The sequence below is a fragment of the uncultured Chitinophaga sp. genome (assembly GCF_937898475.1).
GTDB lineage: Bacteria > Bacteroidota > Bacteroidia > Chitinophagales > Chitinophagaceae > Chitinophaga.
In genome coordinates, this window is record NZ_CALEJS010000010.1 from 311516 (window position 1) to 329532 (window position 18017).

At 51.2% G+C, this 18017-nt stretch carries 16 protein-coding genes; 3 read left to right on the forward strand and 13 right to left on the reverse strand.

Annotated features, from left to right (window positions below):
- Positions 1 to 2: 2 nt before the first annotated feature.
- Positions 3 to 1214 carry a DNA polymerase IV gene (gene dinB / locus Q0577_RS01665; RefSeq protein WP_298732140.1) on the reverse strand — a complete coding sequence of 404 codons (1212 nt, stop codon included), beginning with the start codon at positions 1212 to 1214 and terminating at the stop codon, positions 3 to 5.
- 163 nt (positions 1215 to 1377) lie between these two features.
- Here dinB and Q0577_RS01670 point away from each other — a divergent pair, with 163 nt between their 5' ends.
- Positions 1378 to 2052: an SdpI family protein gene (locus Q0577_RS01670; RefSeq protein WP_298732142.1), complete on the forward strand. Its 675-nt coding sequence runs from the start codon at positions 1378 to 1380 to the stop codon at positions 2050 to 2052.
- 64 nt (positions 2053 to 2116) lie between these two features.
- On the opposite strand, the gene Q0577_RS01675 is transcribed toward Q0577_RS01670, so the two are convergent.
- Complete coding sequence (locus Q0577_RS01675; protein ID WP_298732143.1) at positions 2117 to 2518, reverse strand: hypothetical protein; 402 nt, start codon at positions 2516 to 2518, stop codon at positions 2117 to 2119.
- A gap of 162 nt (positions 2519 to 2680) precedes the next feature.
- On the opposite strand from Q0577_RS01675, the gene Q0577_RS01680 reads away from it, so the two are divergent.
- On the forward strand, positions 2681 to 3433 hold the full coding sequence (locus Q0577_RS01680) for a LexA family transcriptional regulator (protein ID WP_298732145.1): 753 nt from the start codon (positions 2681 to 2683) through the stop codon (positions 3431 to 3433).
- 203 nt (positions 3434 to 3636) lie between these two features.
- Here the strand turns inward: Q0577_RS01680 and Q0577_RS01685 are convergent, their stop codons facing one another.
- From Q0577_RS01685 to Q0577_RS01695, 3 genes are all read right to left on the reverse strand, one after another.
- Complete coding sequence (locus tag Q0577_RS01685; RefSeq protein WP_298732146.1) at positions 3637 to 4536, reverse strand: histone deacetylase; 900 nt, start codon at positions 4534 to 4536, stop codon at positions 3637 to 3639.
- A 5-nt stretch (positions 4537 to 4541) separates the two neighbouring features.
- Positions 4542 to 5198: a ligase-associated DNA damage response endonuclease PdeM gene (gene pdeM, locus Q0577_RS01690; RefSeq protein WP_298732148.1), complete on the reverse strand. Its 657-nt coding sequence runs from the start codon at positions 5196 to 5198 to the stop codon at positions 4542 to 4544.
- Positions 5199 to 5302: 104 nt separating this feature from the next.
- Entirely contained in the window at positions 5303 to 7756 is a 2454-nt protein-coding gene (locus tag Q0577_RS01695) for a ligase-associated DNA damage response DEXH box helicase (protein ID WP_298732150.1), read from the reverse strand.
- A gap of 33 nt (positions 7757 to 7789) precedes the next feature.
- Here Q0577_RS01695 and Q0577_RS01700 point away from each other — a divergent pair, with 33 nt between their 5' ends.
- Positions 7790 to 9115, forward strand: coding sequence for an NCS2 family permease (locus Q0577_RS01700; RefSeq protein WP_298732152.1), 1326 nt, complete (start codon positions 7790 to 7792; stop codon positions 9113 to 9115).
- 3 nt (positions 9116 to 9118) lie between these two features.
- Here the strand turns inward: Q0577_RS01700 and Q0577_RS01705 are convergent, their stop codons facing one another.
- The 8 genes from Q0577_RS01705 to guaA all read right to left on the reverse strand — a co-directional run bounded on the left by Q0577_RS01705 (position 9119) and on the right by guaA (position 17962).
- A complete protein-coding gene (locus tag Q0577_RS01705; protein ID WP_298732154.1) occupies positions 9119 to 10153 on the reverse strand; it encodes an LD-carboxypeptidase in 1035 nt (344 codons plus the stop codon).
- Between the two features lie 34 nt (positions 10154 to 10187).
- The gene (locus Q0577_RS01710) at positions 10188 to 10592 is read right to left on the reverse strand and encodes an ester cyclase (protein WP_298732155.1); all 405 of its coding nucleotides are present in this window, start codon (positions 10590 to 10592) and stop codon (positions 10188 to 10190) included.
- 200 nt (positions 10593 to 10792) lie between these two features.
- Positions 10793 to 11656, reverse strand: a complete 864-nt coding sequence (locus tag Q0577_RS01715) for an AraC family transcriptional regulator (protein ID WP_298732157.1) — start codon at positions 11654 to 11656, stop codon at positions 10793 to 10795.
- A gap of 21 nt (positions 11657 to 11677) precedes the next feature.
- A complete protein-coding gene (locus tag Q0577_RS01720; RefSeq protein ID WP_298732159.1) occupies positions 11678 to 12148 on the reverse strand; it encodes an Lrp/AsnC family transcriptional regulator in 471 nt (156 codons plus the stop codon).
- A 74-nt stretch (positions 12149 to 12222) separates the two neighbouring features.
- Positions 12223 to 13818 (reverse strand): ATP-dependent DNA ligase, encoded by a 1596-nt coding sequence (locus Q0577_RS01725; protein WP_298732161.1) that lies wholly within the window; start codon positions 13816 to 13818, stop codon positions 12223 to 12225.
- 56 nt (positions 13819 to 13874) lie between these two features.
- Positions 13875 to 14885: a ligase-associated DNA damage response exonuclease gene (locus Q0577_RS01730; protein ID WP_298732163.1), complete on the reverse strand. Its 1011-nt coding sequence runs from the start codon at positions 14883 to 14885 to the stop codon at positions 13875 to 13877.
- A gap of 135 nt (positions 14886 to 15020) precedes the next feature.
- A complete protein-coding gene (locus Q0577_RS01735; protein ID WP_298732165.1) occupies positions 15021 to 16346 on the reverse strand; it encodes an ABC transporter substrate-binding protein in 1326 nt (441 codons plus the stop codon).
- A gap of 77 nt (positions 16347 to 16423) precedes the next feature.
- Positions 16424 to 17962, reverse strand: a complete 1539-nt coding sequence (guaA, locus tag Q0577_RS01740) for a glutamine-hydrolyzing GMP synthase (protein ID WP_298732167.1) — start codon at positions 17960 to 17962, stop codon at positions 16424 to 16426.
- Between the last annotated feature and the right edge of the window lie 55 nt (positions 17963 to 18017).

An 18017-nucleotide genomic window follows, 5' to 3' on the forward strand; every position in this document is an offset into this window, starting at 1 on the left:
GCTCAGCGTTTGGGATAGGGAACCATGTTATAGCGCCTGTTGCGGGCAGGCTGCCCCGGCGCCGTTATGTTGGTACCTTTCATCAGGTATTGCCATCCAAAGCGGTTTTTGATATGGTCAATGGCCTGGTATAAAGCGATCATCTCCCGGGTATCATCAAACAGGCTGATCTGGTAATTGCCCTGTACCAGGTGGCTGAAGCGCACGCCGATCAGGCGTACCAGCAGGCGGCGGTCGTACAGTTTATGGAACAGTTCCTTCACTTTTTCCAGCAGCACATGATCGCAGCAGGTGTAGGGGATGGTCATCTGTTTGGTGACCGTCTCAAAATCGGAATAACGGATCTTTACGGTTACGCAGCCGGTAAGCTTGTCTTCCTGCCGCAGCTCGAAAGCGATCTTTTCCGTCATGCGTACCAGTTCGGCATGCAGGAAACGCATATCGATGGTATCTGCAGAAAAAGTACTTTCAGTGGAGATAGATTTCTGTTCATGGTAGGGCACAACCGGGGATTCGTCGATACCATTAGCCTTATTCCAGAGGGCGATGCCGTTTTTGCCCAGCCAGGCTTCCAGCATGGTAACCGGTATCTCGCTGAGGGTCTTTACGTGCTCTACACCACGACGGCGCAGCTGGGCGGCGGTTTCCTTTCCTACCATGGGCAGTTTTTCAACCGGCATAGGGGCCAGGAAGGTTTTTTCACCGCCAAAGGGCACTTCCATCTGTCCGTTGGGTTTGGCCTCATTGGTGGCTACTTTGGAGATCATCTTATTGGAGGCCAGCCCGAGGGAGATGGGCAGCCCGGTTTCATGCATGATCTTCTGCCGCATTTCGGTGGTCCATTTCAGTGAGCCGAAGTATTTATCCATCCCGGTGAGATCCAGGTAAAATTCGTCAATAGAGGATTTCTCGTAGAGGGGAGCGCTGCCGGCAATGATATCGGTCACCTGTCTGGACAGTTCGCTGTACATTTCCATATCGCCGCTGCGAACAATGGCATGGGGGCATAGTTTAAGCGCCATTTTCATGGGCATGGCAGAGTGGATGCCGTAACGCCTGGCTTCATAGCTGCAGGCGGCAACAACGGCCCGGTCTCCATGGCCGCCCACCAGCAGGGGTTTACCTTTCAGCCGGCTGTCTTTCAGGCATTCTACAGATACGAAGAAGCAATCCAGGTCAAAATGCGCAATAGACCGTTGTTGTAAAGTGATCATGATGATGCCATTTTCTACCCAAATATACTAACAAATTTAGTAATGCTAACTTTGTTAGCAGGATGTTCACTAAACATATTTGGCCTGATTGCTGTAGTATTTATAGGACAAAGGAAGAACGAGAAGGGAATAGAGATTTATAACACCATTAAATCGGTTTCCCATGCAAAAGCCCGACATTCCTAAAGAACTCTTATTGCTGTTGCTGCTGCTTATCCCGATGGCTTACCTGGGTATTATCTGGAACAGCCTGCCTGCAGAGATCCCAACCAATTTTAATCTATATGGCACACCGCAACACATCGGCAGCAAGTCAGATGTGCTGCTGGTGATGATCTTTCTGTTCCTGACCAACCTGCTGCTGTATTTTCTTTTCAGGTACCTGCCAACGGCAGGAGAGGAGGATGTTACGCTTCCGGCTACGGAGGGGCACCAACGGGAGTATTACCGTATCCGTTTTATGATACATATTTACCTGGCCATATTTACCTCGCTGATCATTTTTATGGTGAGCCAGGGAAAAACCTTTTTCATGGAGCGCTGGGCCTTTGTAGGGGTAGGCTTGCTGATCGCCTTGCTGGGCGGTTACCTGAAGAAGCTGCAGCCTAACTATTTTGTGGGAGTAAGAACGCCCTGGACTTTGCAGAGCAATGAGATCTGGAAGAAAACACATACCATGGCGGGGAACCTCTGGTTGTGGACAGGTATTGTGACCATTATAGCGGGCTTTTTCCTGCCCCTGGTCACCGGGGTATTTATCCTGATGTTTGCCGGCGCCATTTTGGCCGCCCTGCCTTACATCTATTCTTTCCGCTTATTTAATGAAGACAAAGGCTAATCAGCAGCTAACCGCCAGCCGCGCTACGCTAACTGCCAGCGGCTAACTGCTAAAAGCTAATTATTTATATCCATCCTCTGCCCAACGCAGTTCTGAAGGGCCAGGGGATCATGGCCAGTATGATCAGCAGCGCCAGTCCGTAGAAAATAAGCGAACGCTTATGTTTCAGGGCGTCTGTAGGCGATTTCTTTACTTTGGAACGGCCAATATGCACCAGTACCAGTGCAATCAGCGCCATGGTGGGATGCTCTACTGAAAAAAAGCGGGTAGCGGCTTCCTTCATGTTGAATGTTACCCACGGACTTATAAACATCAGTATCAGACCTATCAGGAACTGGATATCCAGGCTGATGGAGAAAAACAGGCTGGCCTTGTTATCAGCAGCACCAAAGGGTGTTTTTCCATTAGCTCCTTGTAACGCCCGTACGAAAGCCCAGATACCAGTCAGTAAAATTACCCATCTCAAGATCGAGTGAATGTGAACCAAAGTGCTATGCATATGTGTGGTTTTATAGTTCCGATTTCCCGGGCAAAAATAAGTGAAGCCGTCAGAATAACTGGAAATATATTTGGTGATTACAAAAATTAATTACTAAATTTGTTAGCAATGTACTAAATATATTAGGGTATGTCTATAGCGTGTCAAAACCTCAAGTTCCTGCGCAAGCAGAAAGGCTGGACCCAGCAGGAGTTTGCAGATAAATTAGGAATCAAACGTTCCCTGCTGGGAGCTTATGAAGAAGAACGGGCTGAACCGCGTACGGAAGTACTGGAGCTGGTCAGCGACATGTTCCGTGTATCCATTGACGACCTGTTGCGCCGGGACCTTGGTTCACAGAAAGAGAACTTTTTGGAAAAAAGGCGTCAGCAGAAGCTGGGCAACAGCCGCCAGCACATAGAATTTGTGCCGGTGAAAGCGGCAGCAGGTTACCTGGCCGGTTATAATGACGATGAGTTCATTGAAGAGCTGAACACCTTTACCCTTCCCATGCTGGGCGCTGGTAATTACCGTGCTTTTGAGATAGCCGGAGATTCCATGCTGCCTACGCCATCCGGCTCTGTGATCGTATGTCACAAAGTAGACGGCTGGGAAGAGATCAGGAACAATGAAACCTATGTGGTGGTAACCAACCGCGAAGGCATTGTTTACAAACGCCTCCTGAAAAGCAACCGCTCCAAAGGCAAGATCACCATGGTTTCAGACAATCCGCAGTTTGAGCCCTATTCCGTTGCCATGGAAGACGTGATCGAACTCTGGCAGTCAGATGCAGTGATCAGCAAAACAGGGCAGCAGAGCCGCCTGAGCGTAAACCACCTGGCGGATATGGTGAGCCATTTGCAGGACCAGGTAAGTTTACTGAAGAAAAAGATCAAGGATTAAGCGCTGATAACAGCAGCAGAGAACAATAAAATTATAACTCGTATATACGCATTGACATACAGAATTATGTCGATGGAAAAAGACGCTGATTAATACATAAGTTTTGTTAATCCCCGCTTTTCTAAAGCCCATCAATGATGCCGCACCGTTATCAAACGGAGCGGCTTTTTATTTTGAGCAGCCTGTTAATATAGTTTAAGCGCTTAATTCCACAGCGCAGCCGCTGCTTTAAACGTGTTGCAATGTGCATTCACAATGTCCCTGATATTTGCAGAGTACCCGCCGCCCATAGCAACTGTACATGGTATCTGGTGCTTATGTAAATACGAGAATACCATTTCATCCCGCTCCCTGCAGCCTTCCTGTGTAACTTTCAGCTTCCCGAACTTATCTGTTTCCAGTATATCCACACCTGAAAGATAGAATACCATATCCGGTTTTACACGATCGATCAATGTGGGCAGGGCCTGTTCCAACAGCTGCAGGTAAGTACCATTATCGGTACCGTCTTTTAAGGGAATATCCCAGTCAGATGTTTCTTTATGAAAGGGATAATTACCGGCGCCATGCATGCTGAAGGTGAACACCTTTTCATTACCCGCAAACAGGGCAGCGGTGCCATTGCCCTGGTGCACATCCAGGTCTATGACCAGCGCCTGTTTTACCAGTTGCTGATCCAGGAGGTAGTTGGCAGCTACGGCAAAGTCATTCAGCAGGCAAAAGCCTTCTCCGCGGTCGGCATAAGCATGGTGCGTGCCGCCGGCTACATTCAGCGCAATGCCATGATGCAGTGCATGCAGCGCACAATCGATGGTACCCCGGCAGATGGTGATCTCGCGTTGTGTCAATGCAGGGGATTGTGTAAAGCCTATTTTGCGCTGCTCGCGTTCACTGAGTGTCTGTTGTTTGAGCTTGTGCCAGTAGTTTTTATCATGCGTGAGCAGGATGATCTCCTCTTCCAGGGGTGCGGGCGAGAAGATATTTGCCGCTGTGATCACCCCTTCCCGCAGCAGCTGCAAAGGAATGAGCTCATACTTCTCCATCGGGAAGCGATGGCCTTCCGGTAAGGGATGCACATAGATGTGGTTGTAAGCAATTTTCATAAGCATTACTGCACCTGGAAGATGCTTTTGTTGGCAATGGCAAATACCGGTTCTCCTGTATCCGGCTTCAGCATGGCGAGGCCCGTAAATCGGCCGAATGCAGGCAGTATGCCGCAATGTTTTCCGAAATAAAAACAGGGCAGGCGTAGATGTTGTCTGCCGCCTCCTGCAATGATCACGCCCGGGTGCAGGTGACCGGAGAAGGTATAGTGCCCGTTCTCCTTATCCTCGCAGGGCTCATGCATAAAATGTATGTTGCGGAGAATAAGCGTGTCCTGTACGTTGATCTGCAGGCTGTCATACAGCGATGCATCCAGTATATCATGGTTACCTTTTACCAGTATAAAACGGATATGCGCAAACTGCTGCCGCCACAGGCGAAAGTACTGCACCTCGTTATTGGCGCTGCTGTGAAACAGGTCGCCCACCACAATGATCTGTTCCGGGTGGTAGCGGGTGATCAGCTGCTGCAAACGGTACAGGTCTTCTTCAATAATGCCTGTTGGTACGGCAATGCCTGCCTTGCGGAAATGGGCAGATTTACCGAGGTGCAGGTCAGACAGTATCAGGGCTTTCTCTTCCGCCCAATAGAGCGCTTTGCCTGCCGATAAATGCCATGTTTGTTGTTGAAAATTAAATACCGCTTCCTCCACGATGTCCATACAAATTGTTCAATTACAAATTACAGGCTACGAAATTAGGAAACACCGCCCATTAAATCAGTCATGGCAGCATTATTTTCAATAGTGCGCAGGAACTGATTGGCTTACTGGTGCTTCAGCATTTTTTTGATCCGGTCTTCCAGGCGCTCGCTGGTCAGCTGTTCCCGGAGGCTGTCTACCTTAATCGGGAAGCAGAAGGGGGTAAGCCGGTGAGGGTCTGTGATCACGATCCTGCTGTTGTAAATGCGCTCCATGGCTTCGCGTAAGCGGGCTTCTTCCATCTGGTAAAAGAAAGCTTCGTTGAAGGCCTGTCGCAGCAGCAGGTTATGCGCATCATAATCTTTGAACACATTGAACAGCAGCGAAGCGGATGATTGCAGATGCCTGCTGGTTTTGTGTTTACCGGGATAGCCCTGGAATACCAGTCCGGCTATCACCGCAATGTCGCGGAACTTGCGCCGGGCCATCTCGGTTGAATTGACGCTGGCCTGCAGTTCTACCGTGAGGTTTTCAGTAGTGAACAGTTCCTGTACATTGGTAGGGTCTACCGGGATGGGCTGATCACTCAGCAGCTCAAAGCCGTAATCGGTCATGGCAATGGAGAAGGTGATGGGTGTTCGCTGACTGATACGATAGGCCAGCAGCGCGGCCATCACTTCATGCACCAGGCGTCCTTCAAAGGGGTAAACAAAAAGATGATGGCCATCTTCCGTTTCTATCTTCTCTATCAGCAGCTCATCTTCCGAGGGTATGTGCGAAAGTTCTTTCTGCAGGTCAAACAATGGCCGTAATATTAGGAGCTCGGGCTCCCGCGAGGTACCGGAGAGCGCTTCGTTGAAAGTGTGCCGCAGTATCTTTCCCAGGTTGGCCGATAAGGGCATTCGTCCGCCGCCCCAGCTGGGAACAATGCCCCGCTTGGCTTTAGACCGGCGTACCAGTACGGTCATATCCTTTATCATCACGAACTCCAGGATGTAACCGCCAGTGTTGAAGGTATCGCCGGGCTGCAGGCGGGCGACGAACCATTCTTCTATCATGCCGATGTAGCCGCCGGACATAAACTTCACCTTGAGCATGGCATCGCTTACGATCACGCCGATATGCAGGCGGTGGCGCATGGCAATCATCCGGCTGCGGCAGATGTACAGATCGCCTTCCCGCTCCAGCTTGCGGAACTCATCATAGCTTTGCAGCGCCTCGCCACCTGTGGTGAGGAAGGAGAGGATCCATTGCCAGTCTTCCGCCGTAATATCGGCATAGCAGAAAGTGCCGCTGATCTCTTCCAGGACCTCATCGGCATAGAAGCCGTCTGAAACGCCCAGGGTCATCAGGTATTGCAGCAGCACATCATAAGCCAGCAGTACCGGCATACGGCTTTCTACCAGCTCTTCGTGGAGGGCGGCTTTGAGGGCGGCGGCTTCCACCAGTTCAAGGGAGTGGGTGGGTAAAAAGTAGATGCGGCTCATGGCCCCCGGCTGGTGACCGCTACGTCCGGCCCTTTGCAGGAAGCGGGCTACACCCTTTGGGCTGCCCACCTGTATTACCGTGTCTACCGGGCGGAAATCAACGCCCAGGTCCAGGCTGGCGGTACATACCACGGCTTTGAGCACACCGGTGTGCAGCGATTCTTCCACCCAGGTGCGCAGCTCCATATCAATAGAGCCGTGGTGCAGGGCGATGGCCCCCGCCAAATCGGGGCACTGCCGGAGTATTTCCTGGTACCATATTTCAGACTGGGAGCGGGTATTGGTAAATATGAGGGTGGTACGGCTTTCCAGTATAATGGGCAGGGCTTTGGGCAGCATGCGGGTACCCAGGTGCCCGGCCCAGGGATATTTCTCGATCTCGTCTGGCAATACGCTTTCCAGGGCAATCTGTTTCTTAAGCTGTGCACGGATGATCACCGCCTCGGGGTTGGGGCGTCCCAGCAGCACTTCCAGGGCTTCATCCAGGTTGCCGATGGTGGCAGAGATGCCCCAGATCCTCAGGGGCGGGCGCCCTTCTTTACGCGCCAGGCCTTTCAGGCGGCTCATGGCCAGCTCTACCATCACGCCGCGTTTGCTGCCCAGGAGTTCGTGCCATTCATCTGCTACAATGGTGTGCAGGCCGCTGAACACGCGTGCATAATCTTTCTGCGCCAGCAGCACATGGATGCTTTCCGGCGTAATGATCATGATCTCCGGCATCTGTTTTTTCTGCTGCTGCCGTACAGCCGTTGGCGTATCGCCGCTGCGGATGCCCACTTTCCAGGGAATATCCAGTTCCTGCAGCACTTCTTCCATGGCCCGGCCAATATCTTTTGCCAGGGCGCGTAAGGGGGTGATCCATAACAGCTGCAGGCCGTTCTTTGTTTGCCTGCGGTAGTCGCGGGGATGACGGTCTATCCAGTCTATTACAACCCCCAGGAACAGTGAAAAGGTTTTGCCGTATCCTGTAGGGGCGTTCACCAGTCCTGATCTCCCCTCCTGGTAGGCACGCCAGGCCGCTTCCTGAAATGCAAAAGGCTGCAGCTCTTTTGCAGCCAGCCAATCTGTGATCACTTTCCATCCTTCGGTCATACTATGAAATTAGGATAAAATCTATTTTTGTGCATGCTATCAACATTCTTTCGGTTATCAGCCCATCAAACCACGGTAAAAAAAGAGATCCTCGCCGGCCTTACTACCTTCTCTACCATGGCGTATATATTGGCTGTGAACCCCGGTATCCTCTCCAGCACCGGTATGGATTTCAATGCGCTGATCACGGCTACGGCCCTTTCAGCGGCCATTGGCACCCTGGTGATGGCGTTCTATGCAAAGCTGCCTATTGGCGTGGCGCCGGGTATGGGGCTCAACGCATTCTTTGCCTACACCATTGTAGCGGGAATGGGCTACAGCTGGCAATTTGCGTTGACGGCCGTTTTCCTGGAAGGCATTATCTTCATTGCACTCTCCCTGCTCCATATACGCGAAGCCATTATCAACAGCATCCCTGATAACCTGAAGCATGCCATCTCAGCGGGTATCGGGTTGTTGATAGCATTGATCGGCATGGCAAATGCGGGCATTATTGAAACCGGTATGCGTCATGTGGGGAATGACCGCCTGGCAGGTGTAGTGCTGAAGATAGGCGACATCACCAGTGGAGGACCTTTGATCGCATTAACAGGACTGATCGTGAGCGCCGTGCTGATGTACCGCAAGGTGAACGCCGCACTGCTCATTGGTATACTGGCCGCTACGGTGGCGGGTATTCCATCGGGTCTGACACACCTGCCTGCAAACGGGCAGCTGTTAAGTCTTCCGCCTTCGCTGGCGCCCATCGCTTTTAAGCTGCAGTTTGACAGGATCTTCAGTATGGACATGGTGCTGATACTTTTTACCCTGCTGATGGTGAACCTGTTTGATACCGTGGGCACACTGATAGGCCTTTGCAATAAAGCGGGTCTTTTAGACAGCCGGGGGCGCATACCCCGCGCAAAACAGGCGTTGTTGGCAGATGCGGTGGGCACTACGGCTGCCGGATTGTTAGGCACCAGCGTGGTTACTGCCTATGTGGAAAGCGCCAGCGGTATTGCCGCCGGTGGCCGCACGGGGCTGACGGCGCTTACGGTAGCCTGTATGTTCCTCCTGGCGCTGTTCTTTGCACCGGTATTTGCGATGATCCCGCAGGCGGCTACGGCGCCCGCTTTGATCATTGTAGGCATGCTGATGATGGGGGCTGTGATGAAGATAGATTTCAATGATGTAACAGAAGCCCTGCCCGCTTTCCTGGCCATTGTGATGATGCCTTACAGTTACAGCATTGCAGAGGGGATCGTATTCGGTATGCTGTCTTATGTACTCCTGAAGCTGTTAACAGGGCAGTATAAAGTAATCAGCCCGGTGATGTATGTACTGGCGATCCTGTTTGTGATAGCATTGGTAATGGCCTGATGCTTATCGCTCTTCTGTTAATGTTACTTTATCATTTGCTACGTATAAGCGGTGCATTACGCCGCATTTCAGCGCGTAGTTATTACGTTGGTGTCCTACAGGGAAATTGAAGCAAACAGGATAGGGAAGATCTTTTACCCGCTCCAGTACCATATCATAAACCGTGCGTCCAAAATCTTCTCCGGGATCATCGGGTTTAATACGGTTAAAGCCCCCGATGATCAGTGCTGTCAGGTTATCCAGTTTATGCGAGCGCTGCAGGTTGCCCAGCATACGGTCCAGGCTGTACAGGTATTCGCCTGCATCTTCCAGGAAAAGTATTTTACCGTTGGTGTCAATTGCTGAATCAGTGCCGGATACGCTTTGTATCATGGAGAGGTTACCGCCTATAAGCAGTCCCCTGCCTTCACCGTAACGGTTACGGGTATCCGGTAAAGCAGTGTACTGCATTGGAACACCTGTCAATGCCTGGCGGATGGAGAGGATGGTTTGCTGTACTTCCGGATCAGCGCTTTGAAGATCATCAGGGAAGCTGTTGCACATTTTGGAATGCAGGGTGGCAATACCGTAATGCCGGTTAATGTGGCAATGCAGCACCGTAATATCGCTGAAGCCAATGACCCATTTGGGCTGTGCACGGAACTTTGAGAAGTCCAGCTGATCTACTATCCTGGCGCAGCCGTATCCGCCGCGTCCGCAGAGGATGGCCTGTATATCCGTACTGTCCATCATCGCCTGCAGATCCTGTAACCGTTCTGCATCGCTGCCGCCGAAGGTGAAATCGCGTTTGCCTACGGTGCTGCCAATACGGATTTTAAAACCCCAGCTCTCCAGGATGCGTATGGCAGGCTGTATCTCTTCTGCGCTGATATGACCTGCGGGACAGGTGATACCGATGGTATCGCCCGGTTTTAAATAGGGCGGTATGAAAGGATAAGCTTCGGCAGGAGAGCGGCTGGCTGCGCGGGAGAAAGTGCTGAGCACCGGTATACTCATACCCGTGCCCAGCAATGCAGAAAGAAAATGCTTACGGTTCATAGGGTTAATGTAACAATAAATTTTCAACAGGCGCTTATTCAGCGTTGCTGATCACCTGCCCGTAACGCCAGTGTTCTGTATACTGGCCGTTCTTCAGCTTCACGATATCTATCATGTGCATGGCTATCTTCTTACCGCTGGCGGGCTGCCCCATGAATTCCCCGGTCTGTACGCCGGTAATGGCTTTACGGCTAACCACTGTATCACCTTCTGCTATTTGTTCAAAGATCTCTACGTTAATGTCTGAAAGCGCTTTGTGCAGCACATCGGTGATATAATCCCTTACGCCTTCTCTTCCGGGTGATGCGCCTATGGCAAAAGCGCTGCGGTTCACAAAATCAGTTGCCACGATCTCGTCAAATGCCTGCAGATCGCCTTTCTCAATAAAGTCTTTGTTAAAGCGGGTTACCACCGCTTTGTTCTTTTCCTGTTCGGTCATCGTTGATTTTTTTACAGTGAATGGATCCGTACTTTACTTTCCGGCATCATGGATAAACAGGCCTTGCTGTTTTACATCCAGGCAGCAGTTTGCAGTGGTTGCAGTCTGTCAGGACCGCAGGCAGTAATACGATATGCTTGCCGGAAAAATATTTACACAAAGGTATTGCAGGACAGTGGCCTGGCGGTAACGCTAAAAGCTCAAACAATTGCTCTTTTGGCTCTGTCGGTATTGGGGGTGATACCGTACTCCTGTTTGAATATCCTGATAAAGTGGGGAATGTTCTCAAAGCCGCATTCTATCGCTATTTCAGACACCTGTTTATCAGTATGCTGCAGGAGCATTCGTGCATGCGCCAGGCGTTGTTCGTTGATCCATTTCTTGGGAGAGCACCGGAACTTTTGCTGGAAATCACGTTTAAAAGAGGCCAGGCTGCGACCGGAGAGTTTGGCCAGCTCTTCCAGCGACAGCGGCTGGAACAGGTGGGTACGAACAATGTAGTCTATATCCAGGGGGCCGCCAAAAGCAATGCCCTGCAGGAAAGCCAGCACCTGTTGTTGCTGCGGGCCTGCCAGTAAGAGCAGCAGCAGTTCCTGCAGTTTCAGCTGGAGGATGTTGTCAAGACCGTCTATTTTTTTTCCGAAGTAGCCCAGGAACTGGTTCTTGAAATTATCCAGCAGTTCATTGGTGGGGATCACCAGGTAAGAGGCGGATGTTGATGCGGCAGTGGCAGACAGCTGGTAGCTGTGCAGGAATTTTTTCAGGAACTCGTCTGTGAAGAACAGCAGTAAGGCCTCATAATTCAGGCCTTCCGGTATGTATTCGGACATGGTGTAGACGCCGCGTTTGATCAGCATCACATGTCCGGCTTCTGCTACATGCGTATGATCACCGAAATGCAGGAGTTTATGTCCGTCTATTACAAACAGCAATGTATGTGTTGTGATGAAGTTGGTGCGCCTGGAACTGGATACCGTCAGTTTGTGCCTGGCAACAGGCATGGTGGCTGTTTGCAGCACATCATCGGTTACGGTAGTCAGCATTTGCGGAAAGCGCTGTAGCATACTGCAAAAGTAAATGGATTCCTACACAATTTTGTGTGTGGCCTTGATCACAGACATAACGAACACGCTTTCCATGTGCCCGATATTATCCAGTTCGCCCAGCTTGTTTACATTGAATTCGTAATAAGCGTTCATATCCTTTACCTGCACTTTGAGCATAAAGTCGAATTGCCCGGAGATGTTCAGGCATTCTGTTACTTCAGAAAACCCGGTTACTTCGCGGATGAATTTACCGCCGGCTTTTTTACCATGTTCCTTCAGGGAGATGTAGCACAGTACGGTGAGCCCCTTATTGATCTTGGCCGCGTCTACAATAGCCGCATACTGGCGGATCACTCCTGCCTGTTCCATTTTGCGGATGCGTTCATAAACAGGGGTGGCGCTCAGGTTCATACGGGAGGCAATATCCCGTATGGTCATCTTGGCATCTTCCTGCAGCAGCTTGAGGATGCCCATGTCTTTTTCATCCAATACTATATCATTCAATTCCATCAGAATATTGTGCTGGTTAAAGCTTAGATTACCTGTACAATATACTAAATATCCACAATGGTACAGTGTTCACATTAGCCCTTGTATTCTTTAAGCAGCTGTTGGAGATCTTCGAGGGTATTGATCTCCGCGGGTGATTTATCCTTTCTCCAGCGGTGGATGCGGGGGAAACGCAGGGCAACGCCTGATTTATGACGTTTGCTGGCGGCAATGCCTTCAAAGGCGATCTCGAACACCAGCTCCGGTTTTACGGTTCTTACGGGGCCAAATTTCTCCAGTGAGTTCCTTTTGACCCAATAGTCCACCTCGCCGATCTCTTTGTCTGTAAGGCCGGAATACGCTTTGGTGAAGGGCACCAGCTGATCGCCATCCTTTACGGCAAAAGTGTAATCGGTGTAAAGGTCGGCCCGGCGTCCGTGTCCTTTCTGGGCGTAGATCATCACGGCGTCGATAGTGAAGGGATCTATCTTCCACTTCCACCAGTCGCCCCGTTTACGGCCTACCTGGTAGCTGGAATTGCTTCTCTTGAGCATCAGTCCTTCACTGCCCTGGTCACGGGCCTGCTGCCGCAGTTCCGTAAGCCGTTCCCAATGGTGGAAGGTAATGACGGGAGACAGTCGCAGGGCAGGATGGTTTACCTGTTCTACCAGTTGTTCCAGGAGCTGCCGTCTTTCCTGCAGGGGAGTATCGCGGATATCTTTGCCTTCCCATTCCAGCAGGTCGTAGGAGAGGAACACTACGGGCGCTTCCTGCAGTTGTTTACGGGTCACGTTTTTGCGGCCGATACGTGTTTGCAGGAACTGGAAGGGAAGCGGAAAATTATTGCTGTAGGTAAGTATTTCGCCGTCAATCACGGTGCCTTCGGGGAGTATATTCAGCAGTGGTGCATATTCGGGGAACTTCTCCGTGATCAGCTCTTCCCCGCGCGACCATACAAAGAGCTGATCGTTGCGTTTGATGAGTTGTCCGCGGATGCCATCCCATTTCCATTCTGCGATCCATTCTTCCGGTGCGCCCAGTGTATCCGGCGTGCCTTCCAGGGCATAGGCCAGGTAGAAAGGGTAGGGCTTGGAAGCATCGGCAGCGCTGTGGTTTTCGTGCAGTAATGCATCCAGACTGGTTTGCCGCGGGTCCCAGTTACCACTGATCATGTGAGAGAGTGTAGCAGGAGGGATATCATAGGTTTGCGCCAGGGCATTCACCATCATCTGTTGTGATACGCCAATGCGGAAACCACCCGTGATCAGTTTATTAAACACAAAGCGTTCATTGGTATCCAGCTCCTGCCAGGCCTGCAGGATGAATTGCTGTTTTTGGGGTTCGGGGGCTTTTTCTATGGCGATGAGCTGCTCCAGCCAGTAGTGTAACGGGTGGGTGGATAGCCGCTGGTCTGTTTCAGGTAGCAGTAAGGCGATGGTTTCTGCGAGGTCGCCTACGCTGTGATAACATTCTTCAAAGAGCCATTCCGGCAGGCTTGCGGCCTGTATACACCAGTTTTTTAGCTGGGTGCTGTTCACGGTTCGTTTGGGGCGTCTGCCGCTGAAGAGGGCCAGTACCCATGGTTTATCCCGGTCATCCGCGGTGGCGAAATAACGGCGTAAGGCATCCAGTTTTTCATTGGTTTTGGTGCTGTTGCTCAGGATGCGGACTAAATGGGTGAATGTTTTCATGTTGTTTGATGGACAGGTTTTGTTGGACGGCGGATTGCGAGGCGACGAAAGCCACATCACGCCTCAACACTGGTTCCTTCTTCCTCCTCTTCTGTTCCAAACTCGGTCTTTACTTCTGCGGCTGCTATACCGTTCTCCTGCAAATACCTTGCAAATGCGCTGCTGAAGCCGTGTGTGGTGAACACCTGTTCTGCGCCGGTGGCCTTTACGGCCTGCAGCAATCCTGTCCAGTCTGCATGATCCGATAAGGCAAAGCCCGCGTCGGCATTGCGGCGGCGCATATGGCCCCGTACCTGCATCCATCCGCTGCAGATGCCCAGCGCATAAGGGTTGAATTTGCGCATCCACACACTGCCCGCGGCGGAGGGAGGGGCAATGATCACACTGCCCTTGAGGTCTGCCTTTGGCGTGTCTGGTGTGATGCGAGTTGCCGGTGGTAATGCATGCCCGTTGGCCAGCAATACCTGGTGGGCAACATCGATGGCACCATGCACCATAAAGCGGTCTACACTGTCCGCCAGGTTATACATCAGCCGTTGTGCTTTGCCCAGGCTGTAGGCCAGCAGTACGCTGCTTTTTCCTGCTTCCCGGTTTTCGCTGATCCAGTCCCTGATCTGGCTGAAGATAATGCCCTGCGGCTGCCAGTTATAGATAGGCAGTCCGAAGGTGCATTCAGTAATGAACACCTGGCAGGGCAGGGGCTCAAATTGCCCGGAGAGACCATCGTTCTCCAGCTTGTAATCGCCGCTCACTACCCATACTTCGCCGCCCTGCTGTATACGTACCTGTGCGCTGCCAATAATATGCCCCGCGGGATGCAGGGATACCCGCACACCGTTATAAGCGATCGTTTCCCCATACTGCACCCCTTGTACGCTGATATCGCCCAGCCGTAGTTTTAGTAGCGGAACACTGTCCTGCTGACAGAGATAATGCTGATGCCCCCAGCGCGCATGATCTGAATGCGCATGCGTGATGACCGCACGTTGAACCGGCCGCCAGGGATCAATGTAGAAGTCGCCCGCAGCACAGTAAATGCCCTTATCGGTAAATTGAAGCAGAGACATGGAAAAGCTGTTGGCTTTTAACTGTTGCCGGTTAGCCGTGGCTAAAAGCTAATAGTAGTCGTCAAAAAAAATGCCGGAAGAGGATGATTCCTCTTCCGGCAATATAGCTAAAAGCCAATAGCTAACAGCCAACAGCTAGTTATTCAGTCTCACATCTGCGCTGTCGCTTTTTTGTATGATGTAGATATTCTTGTTCTCGAAATAATCGGGCTGTGTATCATTCTCATTCAGGTAGACCGGCTGATAGTTATAGCTGGTGAACACTTTCTTGGAAGGATCGTTTACAGCGGCATTAAAGTATACGCCTTTATCGTTCAGCAGTTTGATAAAGTAGTAGGTAGATTCAAACCCTTTGAAGGCCATATCTGAAGGGCGTGCCCTGTATACGCGCTTGAAATAGTCGCTGATATAGCGGCTGTAAGCGTCCATTTTGTCGTTGAAGTAGGGAGTGGAGTAGTACAGCTGCAGGCCTTTCAGCTCCGGCTCTTTGAACTTCATTACATCCCAGGTGGGCATACCGAAGATATGCAGGGGATAGGTGGCGCTTTGTATGCTCAGCTTCTGCAGGATGGCTTTGGCGCCCGATTCGTCCAGCGCGGTAACAATGCAGATGTTGGGGCGGTCGGTCAGCAGGTTTTGAGACAGTTCCATATCGGTTGTGCCTTCGTTCCATATCACTTCTTTGATACGTACCTTGCGGTTGCTCTGCAGCTTGTCGTATGCCGCCTTGATATCACTGGCTATGCGGGCTTCAATATTGTTATTGCGGCGCAGCAGTACAATGTTCTTGGTGGCAAAGCCGGTCTGCACATAATTCTGTAATGCTTCGCAGTGTGTTTTCAGGGTGCTGTTGGTGATCAGCAGGAAGGGGTTGTTGCTGATGCCGCCGTCCTGCGGGTAGGTGGCAGATATCAGGTTCACTTCCTTGCTTTTTGCAAAATCTCCCAGTTCTCTCAGTTCCGGGTTGGATACAGATGCGATGATCAGGTCTACAGCATCCAGGTTGCGGTTACGGATCAGGTTGGGCACACTGTTCAGGCGGGATTTGCTGTCGTACACAATTACGTTCAGGTTCAGGCCCTGCTGGCGTAAGGTGTCCAGCGCCAGTTGTGCGCCTTCGTAGAAGTCCAGGCCCGGCAGCACGTAGCGTGGCATGGTACGTCCGGGGATCTCCATGGAGCTGGCAAATACGGAATCAAGGTATAAAGGAGCAAATAAAGCAATGTTGTAAGAGGATCTTTTTACTTCCTTAGCAAATGCAGGCACATTGAAGGGCGCCGGTTTGGCTTCTGCTTTCTTTTCCTCTTCTTTCTTTTTTTCTTCGGTCTTCGGTTTGGTTGTTTCTGTTTTCGGTACGTTGGTGGTGGTGCCGGTACTGCCTTTAAACAGCGAACAGGCACTCAGGAACGTGGCCATTACGGAAACAGCTAATAGTTTTTTGTTGATGGTTTTTCGGCTCATAGCGTTCTTTGAATTACAAAAATCATTCCCGGATAAGCGTGGACGGTCATAAGTTAATTATTAACGGCTTACGACTGTTATTCCCATTCAATAGTTGCGGGTGGTTTGGAACTGATATCGTACACAACGCGGTTGATACCTTTTACCCTGTTGATGATGTCGTTAGACATTTTAGCCAGGAAGTCGTATGGCAAATGCGCCCAGTCTGCCGTCATCCCGTCTACGGAGGTAACGGCGCGGAGCGCTACCGTGAATTCATAGGTCCTTTCATCTCCCATTACCCCTACGCTTTGTACGGGCAGCAGGATGGTGCCTGCCTGCCATACTTTGTCATAGAGGCCTGCTTCACGCAGTCCTTCAATATAGATGGCATCTGCTTCCTGGAGCATGGCCACTTTCTCGGGCGTGATGGCGCCCAATATGCGGATGGCCAGTCCGGGTCCCGGGAAGGGGTGGCGTCCCAGGAACAGCTCACTGATCCCGATCTCGCGGCCTACCCGGCGAACTTCGTCTTTAAAGAGGAAACGTAAGGGCTCTACCAGCTGCATGTTCATTTTCTCCGGCAGGCCGCCCACATTATGGTGTGATTTGATGGTGACGGAAGGGCCGTTCACCGATACAGACTCGATCACGTCCGGGTAGATGGTGCCCTGTCCGAGGAAAGAAATATCGGTCAGTTCAGTGGCTTCCTGCTGGAATACCTCTATGAACAGGCGGCCAATGATCTTGCGTTTCTTTTCAGGATCGCTGACGCCGTTTAATTCGTTGTAGAACAATTGTTTGGCGTTCACCCCCTTCACATTAAGGCCCATGTGCTTGTAGGATTCCAGCACGGTCTCAAATTCATCCTTACGCAGCAGGCCGTTATCTACAAATATGCAGAACAGGTGCTGGCCAATGGCTTTGTGGATCAGTTCTGCGGCCACGGTAGAGTCTACCCCGCCGCTCAGGGCCATTACCACCCTTTTGTTGCCTACCTGTTCCCTGATACGGGCCACGGTCTCCTGTACAAAGGCCGCCGGGGTCCAGTCCTGCTTACATCCGCAGATGTGCACCAGGAAATTGCGCAGTATCAGCTTGCCCTCCAGGGAGTGTGTTACTTCCGGGTGGAACTGCAGTCCCAGGATGGGGCGTGCGGTGGTGGAATGGCTCTTGAAAGCTGCCACCGGTATATTTTCTGTACGTGCGATGATCTCAAAACCCTCGGGCATGCGTACAATGGTATCAGAATGGCTCATCCATACCTGGCTTTTGGCAGATATGTCATATAATAAGGACTCTTCCCGGTTACTGTGCTCCATAAAAGCCCTGCCGTACTCGCGGATGTTGCTTTTGGCCACTTCCCCGCCAAAGTTCCTGGCCATCAGCTGGGCCCCGTAGCAGATGCCCAGTACAGGTACCTTATCGGCCATGGCGGCAATGTCAACGTTGGGGGCGTTGGCTTCATTCACAGAGAACGGGCTGCCGGAGAGGATAATACCTTTGATGGAAGGGTCCCAGGCGATGGGCTGTAAGCAAGGCTTGATCTCACAGTAAATATTCAGCTCCCTGATGCTTCGTGCAATTAGTTGCGTATATTGGGAGCCGAAATCGAGAATAAGAATCTTTTCAGTCATGGTGGTGCAAAGATAAAGGCCAATTTCTAATGAACAATTAGGAAAATTCGATCAT